Genomic DNA, 20,256 nt, shown 5'->3' with positions numbered 1-20,256 from the left:
ACGGCAGCCGCGGCGAAAACTTGAAGCGGGCGGCTTGCGCAGGGGACAGGCGGGGAATTAGCCGACCAGCGAATTTTTAATAATTTTTGTCAATTTGGCAGCGTAATTCGGGTCCGTCGCGTAGCCGGCCTTTTGCAAGCCCTGGGCAAACGTGCTGGCGTCGCCCGCGCTGGCCAGCACTTTTTCGTAGCGCTTGTTGTTGGTAATCAACTGCGCATAATCCTTGAAGCTGTCCGCGTAGCTGTCGTAGGCGCGGAATTTTTCCACCTTGCGCTGCGCCTTGCCATTTACATATTCCGTGGTGACGGCTTCCGTGACCTTGCCCTTCCAGTCGCTCGACGCCTTGATGCCGAACAGGTTGTGGCTGCTGCTGCCGTCGCGGCTGATGATTTCGCGCTTGCCCCAGCCCGTTTCCAGCGCCGCCTGGCCCAGCATGAACTTGGCCGGGATGCCGGTGGCGCGGCTCGCCTCTTCCGCATGCACGCCCAGCTTTTCCTGGAAGGCGCGCACGTGCGGCGCCTGCGTGGCGTTGGCCTTGTCGCTCAGGGTCTTGCCGGTGCCGGCGGCGCTGCCTGCACCCTCGGTCAGCGCGCCCTGCTGCTGGCGGAACGCGGCCAGGGCCTGCGCCATGCTCGACGAACGGGGCGACGGCGCTTCGGCGCCGTCGGCGGCCAGCGCCTGGTTCGACGACGACAATTGACGGATCAGCACGTCCGCCAGGCCCGTGCCCCGCTTGGCCAGGTTCTGGCTCGTCTGCTGGTCCAGCATCGAGGTGTACATCTTGCTCTGCTGGCTATCCATGATGCCGTCCTGCGGCGTGGCCTCGCGCATGCTTTTCATCATCATGTTGATGAACATGGCTTCGAATTGCGTGGCCGCCTCTTTCAGGGCGGCGGGGTCCTTCGCCTTGGCGGACTGGCGCAAGCCATCCATGCCCTTGACGTCATAGGCGGCGGTATTGCTGAGGTCGGTTTGGCTGATCATGGCGTGTCCATCAAATGATTTCGAGTTCGGCGCGCAGCGAACCTGCCGCCTTCATCGCCTGCAGGATGGCCAGCAAGTCTTGCGGCGAGGCGCCAATGGCATTCAAGGCCTTGACCACGTCGGACAGCGAAGCGCCGCCCTTGACCAGCATCACCTTGCCCGGTTCCTTCTTGATATCGATCTGCGCCGTCTGCGTGACCACCGTGCGTCCGCCCGACAGCGGCGCCGGCTGGCTCACCTGCGGCTCGACATTGATGGTGACGGACAGGTTGCCATGCGAAATGGCGCACGTTTCCAGCGTCACGGACTGGTTCATCACGACGGAACCGGTGCGCGCATTCATGATGACCTTGGCCGCCAGGCGGGCCGGATTGACTTCGATGCTTTCCAGCTGGCCCAGGAAGGACACGCGCTGGTCGCTGCCGCCCGGCGACTGCACCTGGATCACGCGCCCGTCCAGCGCGGCGGCCGTGCCGGCGCCGTAGCGGCTGTTGATGGCGTCGACCACGCGGCTGGCCGTGGCGAAATCGGTGGCGTTCAATTCCAGGCGTATCGTGTTGTTGGCGCCCAGCACCGAAGGCACGGTACGCTCGACCGTGGCGCCGCCCGAAATGCGGCCCACGCTCAGGTGATTGATGACGACGGAGCTGCCGGCCGCCTGCGCGCCCACGCCGCCCACCAGCACGTTGCCCTGCGCCATGCCGTACACCTGGCCGTCGGCGCCCTTCAATGGCGTCATCAATAAAGTGCCGCCGCGCAAACTTTTCGCATTGCCCATCGACGAGACCGTCACGTCGAGCAGCTGGCCCGGTTGGGCAAACGCGGGCAAGGCCGTCGTCACCATCACGGCGGCCACGTTTTTCAGCTGCAAACTGGTGCCTTGCGGCAAGTTAATGCCCTGCTGCTGCAGCATCGCCGCCACGCTCTGGATGGTGAATGGCGTTTGCGTGGTCTGGTCGCCGCTGCCGTCGAGGCCGACGACGAGGCCATAGCCCATCAGCTGATTCTGGCGCACGCCGGCGATGCTGGCCAGGTCCTTGATGCGCTCGGCCTGCGCCACGGGCGCCAGCAGGGAGATGGCCAGGCCGAAAACAGCGGCAAAGCGGGGGAAAGTAAAAGTGGCCATGATCAGAACGGCAGCAGGCTGAGGAAGAAGCGCGACGCCATCGAGGCCATTTCGGCGCGGTCGATCTGACTGTTGGTACGGTATTCGACGCGCGCGTCGGCCACCTGGGTCGATGGCACGACGTTGCCCGTGCCGATGGTATCGGGATTGACCATGCCCGAGAAGCGGATGAATTCCGTGCCCTTGTTCATGGCGATCTGTTTCTCGCCGGCCACGATCAGATTACCGTTCGGCAGCACTTCAATCACCGTCACGCCGATCGTGCCGGAAAAGGTATTGCTGGCGGACTGGTTGTCGCCGTCCGCAAACTTGGTGGCGCCATTCGCCGAGACGGTGCCGCCCAGACGGCCCTGCAGCATGCCTGGCGTGGAAAAGCCCACGCTGCCCGACTTGTTGCCGGAACTGGCGCCCGCCTTGACGGCATTCGTGCGCTCGGTGATGGCGATCGTCATGGTGTCGCCCACGTGGCGCGCGCGGCGGTCTTCGAAGGCGGGACGATAAGTCGACGGCTGGTAGATGGAACCATTGCTGACGACCACGGGTTCGGGCATCGGCGCGCGCGTGGTGGTCGGGTACTGCACGATCGAGGTGGGCGTGATGGCGCAGCCGGACAGCAGGACTGCGGACAACAGGGCGATGATGGGGTATTGCATGACGAACCTCCGCTGCCATCCGGCGGCGGATGGCATGACGACTATGAAAATTAAAGTTGCGACAATTTCTGCAGCATTTGATCGGACGTGGTGATGGCCTTGCTGTTGATCTCGTAAGCGCGCTGCGTCTGGATCATGTTGACCATTTCCTCGGCCACGTTGACGTTCGACGTTTCGATATAGCCCTGCATCAGCACGCCGGCGCCGTTGGTGCCCGGGGTGTTGGTCTGCGCCACGCCGGAGGCGCCCGTTTCCATGTACAGGTTTTCGCCCTTCGATTCCAGGCCGGCCGGATTGACGAAGGTGGTCAGCTGCAGCGAGCCGATTTGCGATGGCGCAACAGTGTCGGGCAAGGTGACGGAGACGGTGCCGTCGCGCGCCACGGTCAGGCTCAGCGCATTGGTCGGCACGGTGATGGCGGGCTGGATGACGAAACCTTCGGAAGTGACGAGCTGGCCGTTGGCATCGGTCTGGAAGGAGCCGTCACGCGTGTAGGCGGTGGCGCCGTCCGGCAGCAGCACCTGGAAAAAGCCCGTGCCGTTGACCATCACATCGCGTGAATTGCCCGACGCCTGGGGATTGCCCTGCGTATGGATGCGTTCGGTAGCCACGGTGCGTACGCCCGTGCCGATCTGCAGGCCCGATGGCAGTTGGGTCTGCTGCGACGATTGCGCGCCCGGCTGGCGCACATTTTGATACAGCAAGTCTTCAAACACGGCGCGCGACTTCTTGAAGCCCGTGGTGCTGACGTTGGCCAGGTTATTGGCGATCACGTCCATCTGCGTCTGCTGCGCTTCCAGGCCGGTCTTGGCTATCCAAAGGGAACGAATCATGATTTTTCTCCAATAACGGCGCTAAGTAATTCTCGGGAAATTAGTGTGAATTTATGACAAACAGAACCGGATGCTATGCAAGGCGATCGCTGCGACGCAGTGCGAGCACTGCTAGCAGCGAGCAACGCCGCAGAGCGTCGGTTATGGAAGTCAGAAATCACAATAATTTATTGGGGGTTACTTAATCAGCCCTGTAGACTATTTCTATGTGACCATTATGCCGTGGTCCCCATCAATTCAAAGCGAGGATCTGGGTGGCTTTCGCCGCGTTATTCTCGGCATTCTTCAACAAGCTCATTTGCGTTTCGAACTGGCGCGCCAGAGCGATCATGCTGACCATGGAGTCGACGGGGCTGACATTGCTGCCTTCCAGGGCACCGGTGGTCAGCTTGACGGCCTGGTCGGCCTGCGCCACCGTGCCATCCTTCAGACGGAACAGGCCGTCGTCGCCGCGCACCAGTTGCTGCTCGGGCGGGTTGACCAGCTTGATGCGTCCCAGCACCGTCGACGGGCCTGGCGGCACGTCCGTGGATATCGTGCCCACCGTACCGTCGCTGGCGATGGCCACCGTCACGCCGGGCGGAATGGCCATGGGGCCCGTATCGCCCTGCACCATCAGGCCCGACTGCGTCTGCAGCATGCCGTTTTCATTGAGCTTCAGGGCGCCGTTGCGCGTATAGGCTTCGGAACCGTCGGCCGACTGCACCGCGATCCAGCCGCCGTTTTCCACGGCCACGTCGAGCGCGCGGCCCGTGTGCTGCATCGGGCCTTGCGTGAAGTCGGAACCGACCGTCGAATCGACGACGAAGGCACGCGTCGGCATCATGCCGTCGGCCACCACGGGCACGGCGCGGAACGAGTCGAGCTGAGCGCGGAAACCCGTGCTGGTGGCGTTCGCCAGGTTGTTCGCCGTGGTCGCCTGCTTGTCCAGGATGTGCTTGGCGCCGGAGCCGGCGGTGTAGATGAGACGGTCCATTTTTTATTTCTCCTGTTGCCTTCAACCCAAGGCAGAAAGCTGGGGTCAGACCCGGCGGGTCTGACCCCGGTACTATTAACGCAGGTTGACGAGTGTTTGCATGACGGAATCCTGCGTCTTGATGGTCTGCGCATTCGCCTGGTAGGCGCGCTGGGCCGTGATCATGTTGACCAGTTCCGCCGTCAGGTCCACGTTCGACACTTCCACGGCCGAGGCGCGCAAGTCGCCCAGGCCGCCCGAGCTCGGCTCGCCCGTCATCGGGCTGCCCGAGGTCGAGCTTTCCGCCCAGGCATTGTTGCCCAGCGGCTCAAGGCCATTCGGATTGGAAAACTTGGTCAGTACCACCTGGCCCAGGTCGCGCGTCTTGCCGTTGTTGTACTGGCCCTGGATCACGCCATCGGAACCCACGACGAAACGGTCCAGCTGGCCAGCCGCATAGCCATCGGCCACGGTGCGCTTTTCGCTGGTGGACGAACTGAGCTGGGTCGAATTGGTGAAGTCGACCTTGATCGCCAGATTCGCGTTCGCGCCCGTGGCGGGGAAGACGGGCAGGTTGACCGTCACCGGCAGGGTTTGCGGCGGCGTCAGGGCCAGCATGGCGGCCTTGTCCAGGCTCCCGACGCTGTTGAACACCAGCGACGCCGACTTCACGGCGGGCACTTCCGTCACCGCGGAGATCCTGCTGTCGATCTGGTCCGGCGTGAGGCTGGAATTGACGCCGTTGGGCACGGCGCTGCCATAGGTGGCGCTGATGGCGGCAAGCTGGGCCGGGCTGGCGCCGGCCGCGGCGGCGGCGGTGCGTATGGCGACACCGGCCGCATTGCCATAGGCAACGGCGGCGGCCGTGATATTGGCGGGCACCAGCGGCACGGCCGTGACGGCGGCCTGATAGGCGGCGCGCGCGGCCAGCGAGGCGGCATCGGTTTGCGCAGCGGCGACCACTTTCGCGCTGGTGATTTCCTTGCCGTCAGTGGCCGTGTAGACATCCCAGGTATTGGTACCCGTCTTGACGTAGAAATTGGACATGGTGTGGGAGTTGCCCAGCGAATCGTAGACGGGCACGGGGAATTGCTTGGTCCACGACTTTTGCTCGCCCACGGTGAACGGCACCACGGTCGGCATGGCCGAATTGGAATCGAGGTTGACCTGGGTATCGACCTTGGTGGTCGCCTGCGGCGCCATGTCGGACGGGTCGATCTGCAGCGGCACGGTGGCGCCGGCCAGGATCTTGCCGTTCACATCGGCCGGATAACCCGTCAGCTGGGCTTTCTGGGCATTGACGATGAAACCGTTCTTGTCGACCTGGAACTGGCCGTTGCGCGAGTACTGGATGGCGCCGTTCACGCTGGTGCGGAAGAAACCGCCGCCGTTGATGGCGATGTCGAGCGGATTGGACGAACTTTCCAGGTTACCCTGGTTGAACAACTGCGCCACCTGCGACACGGACACGCCGATACCGGGCTGGTTGCCGCCCACGCCATACAGCGAGTTGGCATAGATGTCGGCGAACTGCGCCTGCGATTGCTTGAAACCCACGGTGGCCGAGTTGGCGATGTTGTTACCGATGACGTCCAGCGATTTGGCGGCGCCGTTCAAGCCGCTCAGGCCTTGTTGGAAAGACATTGTGTTCTCCTGGTAGAAAATAGGGGTAGAGGGTCTACGCTACAAATGAGCGGCTTACAAAATCTGTTTCACATCGGCCATGGTGATACTGCCCACGCCCGGCACATTCAACTTCACGCCGCCGGCGCCCGTCGACACGCTGGCGACCGAACCGAACATCAGCGCCGCCGCATCGGTCAGCTTGGCGCCGCCCCGCTTGGCTTCCACCGAGAACGTATAGGCGCCGTCAGGCAGCACGATGTTCTTGCCGTCCTTGTCGAGCTCTGCCGTGGAGCCGTTCCAGCCCAGCGGCAAGGTACCCGCGTCCTGCGGGCCCAGGTCGATGGAATGGACTTCCTTGCCCGTACTGTTGTAGATGGTGACCTTGACGCTGTCGGCCGGCGTCGCCAGGTCCACGCCCAGCAGGGCCGCGCTCTTGCTCAGGTTAATGCTCTTGCCTGCAGTCAAGACGCCGTGGCCGATGATATTGGCCGCCTGCATGGATTCGGCTTGCTGGTAGCTGGTCTTGAGCGTTTCCAGCGTGGTATTGAGCTTGTTGACGCCCGTCACCGTGGACAGCTGGGCCAACTGGCTGGTCAGCTGCGCATTGTCCAGCGGGTTCATCGGATCCTGGTTTTGCAGCTGGGTCACCAGCAGGGTCAGGAATTTGTTCGTTTCTTCCTCGACGCTGCCCTTCGCGGCCGTGGTCTTCTTCGGATTCATCGTCGCCATCAGGTCGGTGGTGACGGTTTTGCTCGTATCGATGGTTGCCATAATGGTCAGTCAGCCTTATTGGCCGATGGTGAGGGTTTTCAGGAGCAGCGACTTGGCCGCGTTCATGGTTTCCACGTTGGTCTGGTACGAGCGCGAGGCCGACAGCATGTTGACCATCTCGTCGACCGTATTCACGTTGGGCATGGTGACGTAGCCCTTCTCGTCGGCCAGCGGATTCTTCGGGTCGTAGACCAGCTTCATCGGCGACGGATCTTCGATCACCTTCTGCACCTTGACGGCCGTGGCGCCATTGGCCATGGGCACGGCTTCGAACACCACCTGCTTGGCGCGGTAGGCTTCGCCCGTGGCGCTGGTGGCGCTGTCGGCATTGGCCAGGTTGCTGGCCACCGTGTTCAGGCGCTGCGCCTGGGCGCTCATGGCCGAACCGGAAACATTGAAAATATTAAATAGCGACATGATTATTGTCCTCCCTGGATGGCCGTCAGCATGCCCTTGATCTGCGAGTTGAGGAACGTTACGGCCGCCTCGTAGCGGATGGCGTTATCGGCAAAGGCATTGCGCTCGAGGTCCATGTCGACCGTGTTGCCATCGACGGCGCCCTGGGCCGGCGCGCGGTACAGCAGCGGCGTGCCGTCGGCCAGGGTCTCGACCTTGCCGCCCGTGCTGCCACCCACGGCGGCGGCGACGCCCTTGCCCGGCATATGCTGCGGCGCCGTGCCCTTCAGGGCCGGCTGCACGCCATCCTTGCGTGCCATCGCTCCCTTCAGCGCGCTGGCGAAATCGACGTCGCGTGCCTTGTAGTTGGGCGTGTCGGCATTGGCGATATTCGAGGCGAGCAATTCCTGGCGCGTCGAGCGCAGGCTCAGCGCCGTCTCGTTGAAGCGCATGTAATCGTCGAGTTTCCCTATCATGTCAGGCTCCGGAAAGATCTGCCACTGGCGCCCGAGATGGCGGAAGGATGGCGGTATAGTGATGACAGGAAACATAGTACGGCGCCCGCCGGCAAGACCATCGCCGGATCAGACCGTACTTTTACCCCTTAATCGTCGCTTCAAACGGGGCGGCGCGCACTATCATGGCACTATTCCAGAGGCCTATACCATGAAAACACCGCTTGCTTTCTTCTTCGCTCTTGCCGCCCTGCCACTGCTGGCGCAGGCGCAAAACGCCGGCCGGCAGACGCCGGAAGCGCTGCGCAACAGCGTGGAACAATTCCTGCAAGTGCAAAGCAACGGCTTGCCGGGCAAGGTGACGGTCACCGTCGGCGCCGTCGATCCGCGCCTGAACCTGGCCGCCTGCCCCGCGCCGCAAGCCTTCATGGCGCCAGGCGCGCGCGCCTGGGGCAAGACGACCGTGGGCGTGCGCTGCACGGCCCCCTCCAACTGGACCATCTATCTGCAGGCGAACGTGGCCGTCGTGGGCGACTATGTGGCCAGCGCCGTGCCGCTGGCGCAAGGGCAAGCCATCGATGCCAGCCAGCTGGTGACGATGCAGGGCGACCTGGCAGCATTGCCGGCAGGCATCGCCACAGACATGGCCCAGGTCGTGGGCGCCAGCACGAATATTTCCTTGCCGCCAGGCACGCCGATGCGCCTCGACACCCTGCGCCGCAAGCCGGTGGTGATGCAGGGCCAGCTGGTGCGCGTCGTTTCCAGCGGCAACGGTTTCCAAGTGGCATCAGAAGGACGCGCCATCGGCAGCGCCGGCGACGGTCAGACGGTACAGGTACGCACGCAGAGCGGCCAGCAGATCAGCGGCGTGGCGCGGGCTGGCGGCATGGTGGAGGTCGCCTTTTAAACTCGGATGGACAGCGATATTGTGGTCTGGTGCACTAAAGTTTCGGAAGAAGGTGCCGATAAAGACACATATCCCGGAGTTTTTTGACTTCGACCAGACGAGGATCACGCTGTGAAAATTACCGATAACACCATTAAAAGCAATCCCGGCCTGCCGGTGGCGCCCGCGAATACCTCGGGCGCCCGGAATGCCGAGAAAGCCCAGGCAACACCGACAACGTCGGACAATGTACGCCTGTCGCCGCAAGGACAGGCATTAGCGGCCAGTGCAACTGCCGGCAGCGGCGCCGTGTTCGACACGAAGAAAGTCGAACGCATCAAGCTGGCGATCGCCGACGGCCAGTTCCAGGTCAACTCTGAAAAAGTGGCGGACGGTCTCCTCGACACGGTCAAGGACTTGCTGCACTCACGAAATAGATAGGTTACCTCATGCAATCAGTGACTCCGTTTTCCAGCCTGCGCGACGAGCAACAGCTCATGACCACATTGCTGGCATTGATGAAAGAAGAACAGCGGCATCTGGTTGCGGCTGACATCGATGCAATCACGGAGCTCACGGCCCGCAAGACGGCGCTCGTCGGACAATTGAGCCAGCTGGCGGCGCAACGCCACCAGGCGCTGGCGGCGGCGGGCTTCACGGCCGCCGAAGCGGGCATGGAAGACTGGCTGGTCAGCACCAGCGATGCCGAGGCGGCGCCCCTGTGGAAAGCCCTGCTCGAGACGACGCGCGAAGCGAAGGAACAGAACCGGCTGAACAGCCTGCTGGTCAACAAACACATGCTGCACACGCAAGGCGCCCTGAACGCCATGCGCCCCACTGCCCAAAGCGGCAATTTCTACGGCCCCAGCGGCCAACCGATGGCAAACACGGCCAGCCGGCGCGTCGTCATCGGCTAAGCGCCTCCCGTCTTCCCCCAGCGCAGGTAACAGCAGCGACAGGCACAGCAATAAGCCATTGCTGCACGCCTGACGCCGTCCCGAACAGCGGCCCCATATCACGACCATCCTGCACATCACCGCCGCGCCGCCCCTCCAGGGAGGCTGCGGCGGAGCCGGCATGCCCGCACTCCCGCCACAACGCCGCACGCAGAAACAACAGCGCCCCCCCCCCTTCACGCCCACACATTTGAGCATGCTCAAACTTGAGGGGAATGATGACTATATGCTAATCCCTAGCATACGCCGCACCAATACATGGTGGGACTTTCCTCGCCGACACGAACATCATTCCCGCAGGCATAGCTAATCCATTGCACGCGTCCGGCTTGCGCTTTTGCGCTGCGCCATGACGCACACCACTTCAACTGCAAGTACACAGGAGCATGATATGAACTCTCTCTCAGTAACCAAGGCTGGCGCGGCGCTGCTGCTCGGCTGCACCCTGCTGGCGCCAGCCGCGCAGGCCGAGACGCAAGCCGTGTTCTACAACCATCTCGTATCGACGGCCGTGGTGGCCACGCCGCTGCTGGCGCAAGACACCTTGTTCGTCGACACCTTCACGACAGAGCGCGGCTCGCTGCTGCAAACGACCACGTTTACGGTCGGCAGCGGCGTGCAATCGTTCACGGGCAACGCCGCCTGGCTGGTCACGGGCGCCAGTGAATTCGGTCCCCGCCTGACTGGCGTCAACATCGACTTGTTCGACGCCAGCAACAACCTGGTGCAATCGGATACGTTCACGGGCGTACTGGGCAGCTTCGCCCATTCCACCTTCAACGGCCTGCTGGGACCTGGCACCTATACCCTCGTAGCAAGCGGCCTCGGCGTGCGTGATTCCGTGCTGGACATTTCCATCACTACGGCCGTGCCCGAACCGGAAACCTACGGCATGCTGCTGGTGGGACTGGGTCTGATCGGGTATAGCGTACGGCGCCGCAAGACGGCTGCCTGACCCGCACCCGGCGCCTGCAAGCACTGCCGTAGCTGGCAGACCTGGCGCCGGTGCGGCGACGCCATGCACGGACTGGCCTATGCACGGACTGGCTTATGCACGGGCCAGCCTGTGCAGGGGCTGGTCTACGCACTCAACCGTGCGTGGGCCGGCCCGTATGCTGACGGAATTTCGCGGCGATGCCATTCGCCTTGATCAGGGCGGCGGCCTGCTGCTCGGGTGTCAACTCGTTTTGCAGCCAGTGCCAGTAGCTGTCCTGGTAGGGATTCGTGGTGCCGGGCGTGAGGATGTCGTCGTAGACCATGCGCAGGGCCAGCAGGTAGCCATACGCTTGCGGCGCGTCTTTCTGCACCACGTCGCCATCGCGCAGGTAGGCCATCATCAGGGTCGACACGCTGGTCAGTTCCGCCTCATCCGCCTGCGCCGTCAGCTGGGCGATGGCTTGCCGCTTCCATGCCTGCACCAGCGGATCATCGGGACGGTTGCGCAGCGCGCTGCGGTCGCCGAACGGACCTTCCGACAGGAACAGGGTAGCCGCGCCCGGTACGCCGCCTTGCGCGGCAGTGGCCAGGTAGCCGAGGCGGTCCTCGCGCTGGCGCTGCGTCAGACCCGCGCACAGCTGCTGCTGGGCGGTTTTTTCTTCCACCGTCATCTCGCGCCCCAACTCGAATTCCATCCCCGGCAAGCGGTTTTCGCGCTGGAAGACGATGCAGTCGTCGATCAGGTTGTAGGCCGCATACGCGTCCTCCGGCTTGCCGCTGGCGCCCAGGCGTTCGAGCCGCTGTGCCAGGGACACGACAACGGGCGCGGCATCGGCGACCGGGGTGGCGTCGATATTCAAATACGACGCCAGGCTGCGTCCCGCCGGCGCGCTGGCGGCAGCGGTGGCGCCAGTGTCCGGCGCGCCGCCATCGGGTGCGGGCCAGTACACGAGCGCCAGCACTGCCGCGATGGCAGCGACGATGGCGATACCGCTCAGTTTGCTGTTCATATGAGGTGGCGCATAAAAGGAAATGCACGTTACCACAGGCGCACGGCAGCAGGCCGCACGCCTCCGCACGCTCAGCCGCCGGCCTTTTTCGGCTGGTGGCCCAGCTTGGCCAGCGCCGCCATCACCGTTTCGACATGGTCGCCCTGCACTTCGATCACGCCATCCTTGACCGTGCCGCCCGAGCCGCATTGCGTGCGCAGCTGCTTGCCCAGCAGGGCCAGCGCGATGGCGTCCAGCGCCAAGCCCTTGACCACGGTCACGCTCTTGCCGCCCCGGCCCTTGGTCTGGCGCGACACGCGCACCACGCCATCGCCCGCCGGCGCCGTCCTGGCTTGCGCCTTGCACGCGCATTGCGCCAGCGGCTGGCGGCAGGCGGGACACATGCGGCCCGTTTCAGTGGAATAGACGAGACCGCCCAGGGAGCTGCTTTTCATGATGGAGAGATAATAGGTAGAAATAAAGGAAAGATGGCCGCGCTTGTAGCAAGCGGCGGCGTTCAGTTGGCGGGAACCGGTGCCGGCGCCACAGGCGCCGTCGGCACTTCCGTCACCGTTTCCGGGATGCCCGAGAGGATCGTCACGGCGACCCGGCGGTTGCGCGCGCGCCCTTCCGGGGTTTCGTTGGGCGCCACGGGGATATTGTCGGCGTGGCCCACCGCCGTCAGGCGCGACGCCTGCACGCCGCTGGCGATGAACAGGCGCACCACGGCGCTGGCGCGCGCGGCCGACAATTCCCAGTTCGAGGCAAAATTGGAATTGCTGATCGGCTGCACGTCCGTATGCCCTTCCACCTGCACGTCGTGCGTGTCATCCTTGAGCAGCACGGCGACGGCGCGCAGGGCCTGGTCCGATTCCGCCGTCAGGCGCGCCGCGCCCGGGTCGAACAGCACGCTGGCATTGATTTCCACGCTCACGCCGCGGCTCGTCTGCGTGACCCGCACCTTGCCTTCCTTGACCAGCGGCGCCAGCGTGGATGTGAGGTCCTGCGCCAGGCGCGTCATGTGCTCGCGCTCGCGGCGGATCGCTTCCGTGCGGCGTTTCAGGGCAGGGTTCGGCAGCGGGATCGCCTGCGGCGCTTCCATGATGATGGGCGGCGCGCCCTTTTCCAGGCTGAAGGCCTGGCCGATGGCATTCTGGAAGACGCGGTACTTGCCCTCGTTGACTTGCGAAATCGCGTACATCACGACGAAGAACGCGAACAGCAAGGTGATGAAGTCGGCGTACGAAATCAGCCAGCGGTCCTGGTTGTCCGGTTCCTCGTCATACTTCCTGCGCGCGCGCCGCATCATGATCAGTGCTCGTGCAGCAGGCTGGACACGCGCTCTTCGATGATGCGCGTATGGTCGCCCGTGGCGATGTCGTACAGCACGGCGGCCGTGATTTCATACTGCAGCACGCGGCGCGAGACGATGGCCTTGAGCTTGTTCGCCACCGGCAGGAACAGCAGATTGGCCAGGCCCACGCCATAAATCGTCGAGACGAAGGCCACGGCGATGCCACTGCCCAGTTTGCTCGGGTCGGTGAGGTTTTCCATCACGTGGATCAGGCCCAGCACGGCGCCCAGGATGCCGATGGTGGGCGAATAGCCGGCCGCCGATTCCCACACCTTGACGGCCTGGCGCTCGGCCATTTCATAGGCGGAAATTTCCACGTCGAGCAGCTGGCGCAGCTTGTCGGGCGCGATGCCATCGACGATCATGCGCAAGCCCTTGGCGTTGAAGCGGTCGGCCGTGTTTTCCATCAGGCGCTCGAGCGCCAGCGGGCCGTCGCGGCGCGCCGTCAGGCTCCATTGCCCGATATCGCGCGCCAGCGCGGCACGCGTATCGGCGGGCGGCAGGAAGACCCAGCGCAGCATTTCCAGGCCGCGCACGAAAGTGCGCAGCCGCGTCTGCAGCAGCACGGCGCCAAAGGTGCCGATGATGACGATGGCAAAGGCGGCCGGCTGCAGCAGGGAGGCCATCTTGCCGCCTTCCAGTGCCTGGCCGACCAACAGGCCGGCCAGCGCCAGCGCCAGCCCGATTACGCTGGACCAGTCCACGCCTGCTCCCTCAAGGTTGCGCGCAGGCGCGCGACGGCCTGGGTATGCAGCTGCGAGACGCGCGATTCGGATACGCCCATCACCGCGCCGATCTCCTTCAGGTTCAGCTCTTCTTCGTAATACAGGCCCATGAGTATTTTCTCGCGTGGTGGCAGCGCGTCGATGGCATCGATCACGGATTGCCGGAAATCGGTATCGAGCAGGGAACGCAAGGGGTCGCTGTCCTCGTCCACGCAGTGGCGGTCGAGGAAGCTGTCATTGCCGTCCGGGTCATGAAAGTCTTCGTAATACACGAGCTGGTGGCCGCCGCCGTCGCCCAGCATTTCCTGGTAGTCGGCCAGCGACATCTTGAGCAGCTTCGCCACTTCCGATTCCGTCGGCGGATGGCCGAGGCGCTGCTGCAAGGTGCTCATCGCCTCCTCGATCTTGCGCATGTTCTGGCGCATGCTGCGCGGCAGCCAGTCGCTGGTGCGCAATTCGTCGAGCATGGCGCCGCGGATACGCAGCACGGCATAGGTCTCGAACTGCGCGCCATGCGTCTCTTCATAGCGGCTAATGGCATCGAGCAGGCCGATCATGCCGGCCTGGATCAGGTCATCGACCTCGACCGAAGGCGGCAATTTCGCCTTCATATGGTGCGCCAGACGCTTCACCAGCGGAATGTGCTCCGTCAGCAAATAGTCCTTGTTCGATTTCCCTTTGACCGTGTACATAGGCTGCTTATTGTTTTCTCATCTTATCTGGTGCTGCGGTTCGATTCAGGCGCTGAACTGGTGCGGGCTCCCCGTCTGGTACAAGGTGCCGCCAAGCACCGGCGCCGCCGAACGGGCCAGCCGCTCGGCCAGTCCGCGAAACGCCACCGAGGCGCCCGCCAGCGGAAACGCATCGACCACGCTGCGGCCCAGGCGCGCCGCGCGGTGCAGATATTCATCGGCAGGCACCGAACCCATCGAGGTCAGCTTCACGGCCAGGTAGCGGCTCGCCGCCTGTGCCATATTATCGTATACCACTTTTGCCTCGGATTCGGAAGCGCCCGTGACGAGAATGCCGAACGGACGGCGTCCCAGTTCCTGGCTCAGGCGCTTGATCAGGCAGTACGCCGCCTTGATCGAGGTGGCGCTGGTCGACACTTGCACCACGATATCCGACGAGGCCATCAAGGGCACGGGGAAGCAATCGCCCTCGTCGGCCACGACGCCGTCGACCAGCACGATGCCGCTCTGGCGCGCCAGCACCTCGAAAGTCTTGCCCAGGCGGCGCAATTCGTCCTCGCCCGCATAGTCCATGCTGTCCATCAGGTGGTTGCGCGCGCCCAGGCTGGCCACGCCGAAGCCTTGCGGCACCTGATGGATGACCTGGTTCAGGCCGCACTGCTGGCGCGCCACGTCGCGCAGGCTGGCGCCGTGCGCCAGTCCCAGGCGTGCAGCCACGCCATCGCTGCCGCCGCTGGCGTCAAGCAGCAGCACATCATTGCCGCCATAGGCGAGCGAAGCGCCCAGGTTGACCAGCATGGCGCCCTTGTCGTCCTGCGGCGTGGCCGAGAGGAACGTCATGACGCGCGGCTGCGGGCCGGCCAGCATGCGGCGCAAGCCTTCGGCCTGGTCGAAATCGAAATTAGCCAAGGTGCACCCCGCGCGCTTCATTGTTGCGGGCGGCCGCCTGCGCCATCAGGAGCGGCAGTTCGGCGTCGGAAAACTGCGTGGCCGCCGAGTCGCGCTTGAGCTTGAAGGCGCGGTCGATCAGGTAGCCGCGGTCGGCCAGGTACAGGTCTTCCGGCACGCGCTGGCCGTTCGACACATAAAACAGGTTCAGCTTCTGGCGGATCACCACGTCGAGCACGTTGCCGATCGACGCCGCTTCATCGAGCTTGGTCATGATGCAGCCGGCCAGGCCGCTGCCTTGATACGCGCGCACCACTTCGTTCAGCGTTTCCTGCGTCGCCGTCGAGTTCAGGCACAGCAAACGCTTCACGTCGGCGCCGGCGCCCGACAGCATGGCCACCTGTTCCGTCACCATCTGGTCGCGCTGGCTCACGCCCACGGTATCGATCAGCACCGTGTGCTTGTTCTTGAGTTCCTTCAGGGCGATGCGCAAGTCCGCTTCGTCCTTCACCGAATGCACCATCACGCCGAGGATCTTGCCGTAGATGCGCAGCTGTTCGTGCGCGCCGATACGGTAGGCGTCCGTGGTGATCAGGGCCAGCTTTTCCGGGCCGTGGCGCATCACGCAGCGGGCCGCCAGCTTGGCCGTGCTGGTGGTCTTGCCGACACCGGTCGGGCCGACCAGCGCGAACACGCCGCCCTGCTCCAGCATGGCGTCTTCATTGGTGACCGTGTTCAGGTTGCGGCTCAGGACGGTCTTGATCCAGCGCATGCTTTGCGCACCGTCGAGGCCGGCGGGCAGCTTGTCGATCAGGTAGCGCGCCAGGCTGGCCGAGAAGCCGGCCGCCAGCATTTCGCGCAGCACGACGGCTTTTTGCGGCTCGCGCTGCTGCGTCGAACCCCACGAAATTTCCGCCAGCTGGGTTTCCATCATGCCGCGCATGGCGCGGATTTCATTCATCATGCCGCTCATCTCGGCGGCGGCGTTTTCCTTGACGTGCGCCAGCGCGCTGGCCATCATCTGCTGCATGCGGGCCATGTCCACTGGCTCGCCGGCTGCCTGGCGCGGCGCGGCAGGACGCGGTGCGGCCGGGCGCTGGGCCGGGGCGGCCGGACGCTGCGGCGTGGCGAACTGGGTCTGCAACTGGGGACGGGGCTGGGCCATTTCGGACGCGGCCGGCGGCGAGGCCAGCGAAGCGGCATCGTCATTGGCCAGCGCGAGGATTTCCACCACGCCATCGGTCTGGCGGTTCGACAGGATCACGGCGTCGGGACCCAATGCTTCGCGCACCTTGCGCAGCGCATCGCGCGACGAGGCGCCCGTAAATTTCTTCACATTCATGACCGGCCTCCCAAGGCGGGGGGGGCGCAATATTGGCTGAACTGTGTGACCATCATCGACTCCTGTTGCTTGGGTGCTGTCTTCCACATGGACACAGATCACCCGGACAGTTTCTATTATTAGCGATGCTTGCAGGAAATGATCGAAGGAACAGGACGGGAAAGTACCCGTTATTCAGTTTGCCGGCAGGAAATTGATGTTTATTTGACCAAAAGCAAGGGCTGAGAAGCTGGGGTCAGACCCCCACTAACGCTAACGCAAAGCTCCGCGCTAACGCTGGAGGGGGTCTGACCCCGGTACTAATGCTGTCGACTATTGCGCCCCCACCAGCGCCGTGACGCGGATCGTCTTGGTTTCCGGCACTTCCGCATGCGACAGCACTTTGAGCTGCGGCAAGGCGCGGCGCAGGAAGCGCGACAGCAGGGCGCGCAGCGGCGCCGGCACCAGCAGCACGGGCGTCAGGCCCAGCGCTTCCTGCTGCTGCGCGGCCAGGCCCGCCTGGTGGGCGATGGTATCGGCCAGGCCCGGCTCGATGCCGGCGCCGTCGCCGCCATTGCCCATCGCCTGCATCAGCAGGCGCTCCAGGCGGCTGTCGAGGGTCATCACGGACAACTCGGCCGCACCGGGGAACAGCTGCTGCACGATGGCGCGGCCCAGCGAGACGCGCACCAGCGCCGTCAGGTCGTTCGGGTCTTGCGTATGGACCGTATGCTCGGCCAGGGTTTCGATGATGGTGCGCATGTCGCGGATGTGCACGCCCTCGGCCAGCAGGTTCTGCAGCACTTTCTGCAGGGTCGACAGCGACAGCATCTTCGGCACCAGGTCTTCCACCAGGCGCGGCGCATCCTTGCCCAGGTGGTCGAGCAGCGACTGCACTTCCGCGCGGCCCAGCAGCTCGGACGCATGCGAGGTGATCAGGTGATTCAAGTGCGTGGCCACCACGGTGCCCGCATCGACGACCGTGTAGCCCATCGATTGGGCCTGGTCGCGCAGGCTGGCGTCGATCCAGGTGGCAGGCAAGCCGAACGCGGGGTCGCTCGTGGCCAGGCCCGGCAAGGTGCCGCTGGCCATGCCGGGATTGATCGCCAGGAACTGGCCGTTGAACGCTTCGCCCACGCCCACTTCCACGCCCTTGAGGGTGATGCGGTAGGCGGACGGCTTCAATTCCAAGTTGTCGCGGATATGCACGGGCGGCGCCAGAAAGCCCACTTCCTGGGCAAATTTCTTGCGGATGCCTTTGATGCGCTTGAGCAATTCGCCGCCCTGCGTCTTGTCGACCAGGGGGATCAAACGGTAGCCCACTTCCAGGCCCAGGGTGTCGACGGGCATGATGTCTTGCCAGCTGGCTTCTTCCTGCTCGGGCGCCACCGTGGCTGGCGGCGCTTCGGCCGGCTTTTCGGCCGCCGCTTTTTCCTGCGTGCGTTTCTTGCTGATCAAATAGGCGGAGCCGGCCAGCAATGACGCCAGCAGGATGAAGACCATGTTCGGCATGCCGGGAATCAGGCCCATGCCGCCGATGATGCCGGCGGTAATGTACAGCACTTGCGGTTTCGCAAACAATTGCCCCACCAACTGGGTGCCGATGTCCTGTTCGCTGGCCACGCGCGAGACGACGATACCGGCCGCCGTGGAAATGATCAGCGAAGGAATCTGCGCCACCAGACCGTCACCGATGGCCAGCAGCGTGTAGTTCTTCAGCGCATCGGCAAAGCCCATGTCATGCTGCAGCAAGCCCACCAGCAGGCCGCCGACGATATTGATGACGGTCACCATGATGCCGGCGATGGCGTCGCCGCGCACGTATTTGCTGGCGCCGTCCATGGCGCCGTAGAATTCCGCTTCCTGCGCCACTTCCGTGCGGCGGCGGCGCGCTTCGTCTTCGCCGATCAGGCCGGCGTTCAGGTCGGCATCGATGGCCATCTGCTTACCAGGCATGGCGTCCAGCGCGAAGCGGGCGCCCACCTCGGCGATACGGCCCGCACCCTTGGTCACGACGGTAAAGTTGATGATCGTCAAAATGATAAACACCACGATACCGACCGTGTAGTTGCCGCCAATCAAGAAGTGACCGAACGCTTCGATCACCTTACCGGCCGCGTCGGCGCCCGTGTGGCCTTCCGTCAGCACGACGCGCGTGGACGCCACGTTCAGCGACAGGCGCAGCATGGTCGACACGAGCAGGATGGTCGGGAAGGCCATGAAGTCGAGCGGCTTGACCGTGTACAGCGCCGTCAGCAGCACGATGATGGACAGCGCGATATTAAAGCTGAAGAAAATGTCGAGGATGAAGGCAGGCAGCGGCAACACCATCATCGCCAGCAGCATGATGATGATGATCGGCGCGGCGACACCCTTGCTGGCGTTGTTGCCCATTCCGCTGAGCCAGGCTGGCAATCTCAGGCCGTTCATGGTGTACTTCCTTTATTCTTGTCTGCCGCGTCTGCCGCGGGTTTGGTCTGCGATGCGGGGTCGAGCGGATCGAGCTCGGGCGGCACGTCGAGTTTTTTCGGCTTGTCGGGGCGCTCGCCATGGCCGTTGCCGTAGCTGCGCAGCTGGAACACGTAGGCCAGTACTTCGGCCACGGCGCCATACAGCGCCTCGGGAATCTCGTCGCCGATGTCCGTGTGCTTGTACAGCGCGCGCGCCAGGGCTGGCGCTTCCAGGATGGCGACCTTGTGTTCGCCCGCCAGTTCGCGGATCTTCGCCGCCACTTCGTCGATACCCTTGGCCACCACCTGCGGCGCGCCGCGCGAATTCTCGCCATACTTCAAGGCCACCGCGTAGTGGGTAGGATTGGTCACCACCACGTCAGCCGTCGGCACGTCGGCCATCATGCGGCGGCGCGACATTTCATGCTGCATCTGGCGTATCTTCGCCTTGATCTGCGGATTGCCGTCCGACTCCTTCGCCTCTTGCTTGACTTCCTGCAAGGACATTTTCATCTTGTTGGCGTAATGCCACATCTGGTACGGACCATCGATGGCGGCGATCAGGCCCAGCGCGCCGACGATCAGCAGGAAGGCCGTGATCAGCAGGCTGATCAGATGGGCCGAACCGGCGCGCAGGGATTCCACCGACAGGCCCAGCACGGCATCCTTTTGATGCTGCATCACCATCCAGGCGACGACGCCGACGACGAGGGTCTTGGCGATGGCCTTGAGCAGCTCCACCAGCGCATTCTTCGAAAACATATTGCCCAGGCCGCGAATCGGGTTGAGCTTGCCAAAATTGGGGGTGAACGCCTTGGAACTGAACAGCCAGCCGCCCACCAGCACGGGCGACGCGAGGGCGACGAGCATGATGGCCGCGGCGTACGGCAGGCAGGTCAGCAGAACGGAACCCACGTCGTAGCCGATGCGCAACATCATCGCGTCGGGATTGAGGATTTGCTCCCGGTCCAGGGTCAGCCCGGAAACCATGACAGCCGTCAGCCGCCGCACGATGGCGTCGCCGGCAAACCACAGACAGCAGCCGGACGCCATCAACACCGTAAACGTGGCCACTTCACGCGATCGCGGAACGTCGCCTTCCTCACGCGCCTGCTCGAGGCGCTTCGGTGACGCGGCTTCGGTCTTTTCTGCGTCGCTGTCTTCCGACATCAATCAACTCCGGTGAAGTCCTGCAGCCTGGCTAGGCGCAATACGGACTGGGCATGACGCATTATCGGTTCAAGCGGGCGCGCGCCATCG

Annotated in this window: 22 protein-coding genes; 4 read left to right on the top strand and 18 right to left on the bottom strand. The window is 63.9% G+C overall.

Annotated elements, in window-relative coordinates; translation table 11 throughout:
- Positions 1 to 57 precede the first annotated feature (57 nt).
- The 9 genes from flgJ to flgB all read right to left on the bottom strand — a co-directional run bounded on the left by flgJ (position 58) and on the right by flgB (position 7,820).
- Positions 58 to 984 (bottom strand): flagellar assembly peptidoglycan hydrolase FlgJ, encoded by a 927-nt coding sequence (gene flgJ, locus JAB8_RS07970; RefSeq protein WP_070220149.1) that lies wholly within the window; start codon positions 982 to 984, stop codon positions 58 to 60.
- 10 nt (positions 985 to 994) lie between these two features.
- On the bottom strand, positions 995 to 2,110 hold the full coding sequence (locus JAB8_RS07965; RefSeq protein ID WP_070220151.1) for a flagellar basal body P-ring protein FlgI: 1,116 nt from the start codon (positions 2,108 to 2,110) through the stop codon (positions 995 to 997).
- Between the two features lie 2 nt (positions 2,111 to 2,112).
- Positions 2,113 to 2,763, bottom strand: coding sequence for a flagellar basal body L-ring protein FlgH (locus JAB8_RS07960; RefSeq protein WP_070220153.1), 651 nt, complete (start codon positions 2,761 to 2,763; stop codon positions 2,113 to 2,115).
- 50 nt (positions 2,764 to 2,813) lie between these two features.
- Positions 2,814 to 3,596 carry a flagellar basal-body rod protein FlgG gene (gene flgG / locus JAB8_RS07955; protein WP_070220155.1) on the bottom strand — a complete coding sequence of 261 codons (783 nt, stop codon included), beginning with the start codon at positions 3,594 to 3,596 and terminating at the stop codon, positions 2,814 to 2,816.
- A 232-nt stretch (positions 3,597 to 3,828) separates the two neighbouring features.
- The gene (locus JAB8_RS07950; protein ID WP_034787153.1) at positions 3,829 to 4,572 is read right to left on the bottom strand and encodes a flagellar basal body rod protein FlgF; all 744 of its coding nucleotides are present in this window, start codon (positions 4,570 to 4,572) and stop codon (positions 3,829 to 3,831) included.
- A 75-nt stretch (positions 4,573 to 4,647) separates the two neighbouring features.
- Complete coding sequence (locus JAB8_RS07945; RefSeq protein ID WP_070220157.1) at positions 4,648 to 6,195, bottom strand: flagellar hook protein FlgE; 1,548 nt, start codon at positions 6,193 to 6,195, stop codon at positions 4,648 to 4,650.
- Between the two features lie 54 nt (positions 6,196 to 6,249).
- Complete coding sequence (locus tag JAB8_RS07940; RefSeq protein WP_070220159.1) at positions 6,250 to 6,948, bottom strand: flagellar hook assembly protein FlgD; 699 nt, start codon at positions 6,946 to 6,948, stop codon at positions 6,250 to 6,252.
- A 15-nt stretch (positions 6,949 to 6,963) separates the two neighbouring features.
- Entirely contained in the window at positions 6,964 to 7,365 is a 402-nt protein-coding gene (gene flgC / locus JAB8_RS07935) for a flagellar basal body rod protein FlgC (RefSeq protein ID WP_034754081.1), read from the bottom strand.
- Between the two features lie 2 nt (positions 7,366 to 7,367).
- On the bottom strand, positions 7,368 to 7,820 hold the full coding sequence (gene flgB / locus JAB8_RS07930; RefSeq protein WP_070220161.1) for a flagellar basal body rod protein FlgB: 453 nt from the start codon (positions 7,818 to 7,820) through the stop codon (positions 7,368 to 7,370).
- A 190-nt stretch (positions 7,821 to 8,010) separates the two neighbouring features.
- On the opposite strand from flgB, the gene flgA reads away from it, so the two are divergent.
- The 4 genes from flgA (at position 8,011) to JAB8_RS28515 (ending at position 10,596) form a co-directional block, all read left to right on the top strand.
- A complete protein-coding gene (flgA, locus tag JAB8_RS07925; RefSeq protein WP_070220163.1) occupies positions 8,011 to 8,706 on the top strand; it encodes a flagellar basal body P-ring formation chaperone FlgA in 696 nt (231 codons plus the stop codon).
- 111 nt (positions 8,707 to 8,817) lie between these two features.
- Positions 8,818 to 9,126 (top strand): flagellar biosynthesis anti-sigma factor FlgM, encoded by a 309-nt coding sequence (flgM, locus tag JAB8_RS07920; RefSeq protein WP_034754089.1) that lies wholly within the window; start codon positions 8,818 to 8,820, stop codon positions 9,124 to 9,126.
- Between the two features lie 8 nt (positions 9,127 to 9,134).
- On the top strand, positions 9,135 to 9,602 hold the full coding sequence (locus tag JAB8_RS07915; RefSeq protein ID WP_070220165.1) for a flagellar protein FlgN: 468 nt from the start codon (positions 9,135 to 9,137) through the stop codon (positions 9,600 to 9,602).
- Between the two features lie 430 nt (positions 9,603 to 10,032).
- Positions 10,033 to 10,596 (top strand): FxDxF family PEP-CTERM protein, encoded by a 564-nt coding sequence (locus tag JAB8_RS28515; RefSeq protein WP_070289128.1) that lies wholly within the window; start codon positions 10,033 to 10,035, stop codon positions 10,594 to 10,596.
- 133 nt (positions 10,597 to 10,729) lie between these two features.
- Here JAB8_RS28515 and JAB8_RS07905 read toward each other — a convergent pair whose 3' ends face one another.
- The 9 genes from JAB8_RS07905 to flhB all read right to left on the bottom strand — a co-directional run bounded on the left by JAB8_RS07905 (position 10,730) and on the right by flhB (position 20,166).
- Positions 10,730 to 11,587 (bottom strand): hypothetical protein, encoded by an 858-nt coding sequence (locus tag JAB8_RS07905; protein WP_070289127.1) that lies wholly within the window; start codon positions 11,585 to 11,587, stop codon positions 10,730 to 10,732.
- Between the two features lie 71 nt (positions 11,588 to 11,658).
- The gene (locus JAB8_RS07900; RefSeq protein ID WP_070220168.1) at positions 11,659 to 12,021 is read right to left on the bottom strand and encodes a translation initiation factor Sui1; all 363 of its coding nucleotides are present in this window, start codon (positions 12,019 to 12,021) and stop codon (positions 11,659 to 11,661) included.
- A gap of 62 nt (positions 12,022 to 12,083) precedes the next feature.
- A complete protein-coding gene (gene motD, locus JAB8_RS07895) occupies positions 12,084 to 12,872 on the bottom strand; it encodes a flagellar motor protein MotD (protein WP_070220198.1) in 789 nt (262 codons plus the stop codon).
- A gap of 5 nt (positions 12,873 to 12,877) precedes the next feature.
- Positions 12,878 to 13,624, bottom strand: a complete 747-nt coding sequence (locus JAB8_RS07890) for a flagellar motor protein (protein ID WP_046685945.1) — start codon at positions 13,622 to 13,624, stop codon at positions 12,878 to 12,880.
- The gene (locus JAB8_RS07885) at positions 13,606 to 14,337 is read right to left on the bottom strand and encodes an RNA polymerase sigma factor FliA (protein WP_010400804.1); all 732 of its coding nucleotides are present in this window, start codon (positions 14,335 to 14,337) and stop codon (positions 13,606 to 13,608) included. The genes JAB8_RS07890 and JAB8_RS07885 overlap by 19 nt, the downstream gene beginning before the upstream one ends.
- 45 nt (positions 14,338 to 14,382) lie before the next feature.
- A complete protein-coding gene (locus JAB8_RS07880) occupies positions 14,383 to 15,246 on the bottom strand; it encodes an antiactivator of flagellar biosynthesis FleN protein (RefSeq protein ID WP_070220170.1) in 864 nt (287 codons plus the stop codon).
- Positions 15,239 to 16,567, bottom strand: a complete 1,329-nt coding sequence (flhF, locus tag JAB8_RS07875; protein ID WP_070289126.1) for a flagellar biosynthesis protein FlhF — start codon at positions 16,565 to 16,567, stop codon at positions 15,239 to 15,241. Before flhF ends, JAB8_RS07880 begins: the two co-directional genes overlap by 8 nt.
- Before the next feature lie 312 nt (positions 16,568 to 16,879).
- Positions 16,880 to 18,976: a flagellar biosynthesis protein FlhA gene (gene flhA, locus JAB8_RS07870; RefSeq protein WP_070289125.1), complete on the bottom strand. Its 2,097-nt coding sequence runs from the start codon at positions 18,974 to 18,976 to the stop codon at positions 16,880 to 16,882.
- Complete coding sequence (gene flhB / locus JAB8_RS07865; protein ID WP_070220176.1) at positions 18,973 to 20,166, bottom strand: flagellar biosynthesis protein FlhB; 1,194 nt, start codon at positions 20,164 to 20,166, stop codon at positions 18,973 to 18,975. Before flhB ends, flhA begins: the two co-directional genes overlap by 4 nt.
- Positions 20,167 to 20,256: the final 90 nt, after the last annotated feature.

This window comes from Janthinobacterium sp. HH106 (assembly GCF_001758725.1).
GTDB lineage: Bacteria > Pseudomonadota > Gammaproteobacteria > Burkholderiales > Burkholderiaceae_D > Janthinobacterium.
This window is presented reverse-complemented; position numbering and strand designations above follow the sequence as displayed.